2 protein-coding genes and 1 pseudogene are annotated in these 2,835 nt (G+C 62.7%); 2 read left to right on the top strand and 1 reads right to left on the bottom strand.

Annotated elements, in window-relative coordinates:
- Positions 1-197, top strand: a pseudogene (locus tag RT91_RS19665) (IS110 family transposase); the annotation flags it as partial.
- Positions 198-649: 452 nt separating this feature from the next.
- On the opposite strand, the gene RT91_RS21080 reads toward RT91_RS19665, so the two are convergent.
- A protein-coding gene (locus RT91_RS21080; RefSeq protein WP_205409000.1) for an IS5 family transposase occupies positions 650-1,404 on the bottom strand; the annotation gives its coding sequence in 2 pieces (ribosomal slippage) (positions 650-1,077 and positions 1,077-1,404; 756 coding nt in all).
- A gap of 277 nt (positions 1,405-1,681) precedes the next feature.
- Between RT91_RS21080 and RT91_RS19650 the strand changes: the two genes are divergently transcribed.
- Entirely contained in the window at positions 1,682-2,791 is a 1,110-nt protein-coding gene (locus RT91_RS19650) for an IS110 family transposase (RefSeq protein WP_035189638.1), read from the top strand.
- Positions 2,792-2,835: the final 44 nt, after the last annotated feature.

Genomic DNA, 2,835 nt, shown 5'->3' with positions numbered 1-2,835 from the left:
AATTGCTGTTGCGCCAGGAAGGATTGCCCCGGCCGATCCGCGAGATCGCCTGGAAGGCGCAGTTGCGCCTCTGTCGGCGTTATCGCCGCCTGACCCATACCGGCAAGCAGGCCAATGTCGTCACCACCGCGATTGCCCGCGAGTTGGCCGGCTTTATCTGGGCCATCGCACGGAAGGCCGAAATCGCGGCCGGCTGAACAATCGGATATTCGAAGCATACCCGGGAGGTGCCCACACTGATCAAACCCATCTGCAGCCGGGCAAGGCTGGAGGCGCGGTCACGGCCGGAGAACCCTCGCAGCCACTATCAGCCGGGACTTTCCGACGCTGGTCCCTAGACCGAGGCAGCTCCACGACGCATCAGGTCCTGCGGTTCCAATCCGCGTATCAGAGGATGATCTACCGTCGTTTCGGGATTGCGCCTCCAGCCTTACCCAGTCGCAGTCAAACCGAACCGCTTGCTTGCTCATCAGCAAGCAGAAGAAATCTCTTGCCTGCAGCTTGAAATGGCGAACATGAGAGTGTCCTGCCCCTGAAATTCGTGGGTGAATTTCAGGGACAAGCAGGCCACTAAACTATTGTTTTTTCCAGTGTCCACTTTGACACTGAAATCCGATGGATTTCAGATTCGGGACACTAGGTTCTGGACTCAACTGATCCACGCGGTGACGGCGAGGACGAGGCAGATCCCGGCGAGGAAGTTTCGTGCGGTCTTGTCGTAACGTGTAGCGATGGCGCGCCAGTCTTTGAGCCTGCAGAAGGCACGCTCGATGAGATTGCGCTTTCTGTAGGCGACGGGGTCGAAGGGCGGTATGGCGCGGCGGTTTGGCATGGGCGAGATCACCGGCCTTGTGCCCTGCCTGGTGAGGAAGGCGCGGAGGTCATCGGCGTCGTAGGCCTTGTCGGCGATCAGGTCTTCTGGCGGTGGCATGGTGGGGAGAAGCGCTCGGGCGCCACTGATATCGGAGGCCTGTCCCGGCGTCAGGAGGACGGCGGCGATGCGCCCCAGGTCATCCGCGACGGCGTGGATCTTGGTCGTCCGTCCACCCCTCGACCGGCCGATGGCCTGGCTTTGCGCCCCCCTTTACCGCCCGCGGCCGCGCGATGTGCCCGAACCGAGGTGCTGTCCACCATGGCGATGCGCGGGGGATCCGCGCAGGCGACAAGGGCCGCGAAGATCTCCTGCCAGAGGCCACGCTGGCTCCAGCGGTTGAACCGGTTGAACACCGTGGTCCGCGGCCCATAAGCCTCCGGAAGTGCGCGCCACCGCAAGCCCTCGCGAAAGCGATGCAGGATGCCACTCAGAACCCGGCGATCGTCCACCCGCGGTTTGCCGCCGAGCTTGGGCAACAGCGGCTCGATCGCAGCCCATTGCACGTCGTTCAGCCAGAATAATTCCGCCATGATCCAAACCCTCCGTAGAGACTTGAATCAAAACTCCCGTAGTCATGGCAATAGGTACGGAACCTAGAGCATCATCTGATCAGATGGAGTCATCTGATCAGATAAAGATGCTCTGTTTATCAATGTGGTAGAGCACTACATCCGATCCGGATGGATCGGAAAGTGCTCTAGACCAGATGTTCGCCTGAGATTGGGGTGACCCGTCTCGCAGTATGCAGGTTTCCGAGGGTTGCGCCGGGAGGTCCGGTGCCGAGCCTCAATGCATAGGAGACGGGTCATGGGAAAGCATATCACTTTTATCGGGCTGGACGTGCACAAGGAGACGATCACGGTCGCGCTGGCGGAATCTGGCGGCCGCGATGACGTGCGCGAGTATGGCCGGATCGCGAACACCCCGGAGGCGCTGACGAGGGTGGTGACGAAGTTGCAGCGCGTGGGCGGGGAACTGCGATTTTGCTATGAAGCGGGTCCATGTGGCTACGGGATCCAGCGACAGCTGACGGCGGCCGGGCATGACTGCGTGGTGGTGGCGCCGTCGCTGATCCCTCGCAAGCCGGGGGAACGGATCAAGACGGATCGTCGGGATGCGGTGAACCTGGCCAGGCTGCATCGGGCGGGGGAATTGACGGCGGTCTGGGTGCCGGATCCGGCGCATGAAGCGATCCGTGACCTGGTCCGGACTCGATTGATGGCGGTGCGAGCACTACGGCAGGCGCGCCAGCAGCTGTCCGGCTTCCTGCTGCGTCATGGGCGACACTACAGTCGTCAAGCCTGGACGTTGATGCACCGGCGCTGGCTGTCGGGACTGCGCTTTGAGCAGCCCCTCCATCACATCGTCCTCGAGGACCTGATTGCCGCTGTCGAAGCGGCAACGGAACGGCGCGATCGGCTGACGCGACAAATCGAGGCGGCCGTACCGGCGTGGTCCCTGGCACCGGTGGCGAAGGCGCTGCAGGCATTGCGGGGTGTGGCGCTGGTAAACGCAGTGACCTTGGTCGCCGAGCTCGGCGATATCACCAGATTTGCCAGTCCGCGACAGCTGATGGCCTATCTCGGCTTGGTTCCCTCGGAACGGTCCAGTGGGCAAACCCGCCGGCAAGGTGGCATCACCAAGGCGGGCAACGGCGCCGCCCGGCGGATGTTGATCGAGGCGGCCTGGAGTTACCGACATCCCGCCCGGGTCAGCCGGGAATTGCTGTTGCGCCAGGAAGGATTGCCCCGGCCGATCCGCGAGATCGCCTGGAAGGCGCAGTTGCGCCTCTGTCGGCGTTATCGCCGCCTGACCCATACCGGCAAGCAGGCCAATGTCGTCACCACCGCGATTGCCCGCGAGTTGGCCGGCTTTATCTGGGCCATCGCACGGAAGGCCGAAATCGCGGCCGGCTGAACAATCGGATATTCGAAGCATACCCGGGAGGTGCCCACACTGAT

This window comes from Acidiphilium sp. JA12-A1, assembly GCF_000724705.2.
In the GTDB taxonomy this organism is placed as follows: Bacteria; Pseudomonadota; Alphaproteobacteria; order Acetobacterales; family Acetobacteraceae; genus Acidiphilium; species Acidiphilium multivorum.
This window is presented reverse-complemented; position numbering and strand designations above follow the sequence as displayed.

Bases quoted from the DNA above. Each gene is read 5' to 3' on its own strand.
- RT91_RS19650 (WP_035189638.1), top strand. From the start codon at position 1,682: ATGGGAAAGCATATCACTTTTATCGGGCTGGACGTGCACAAGGAGACG.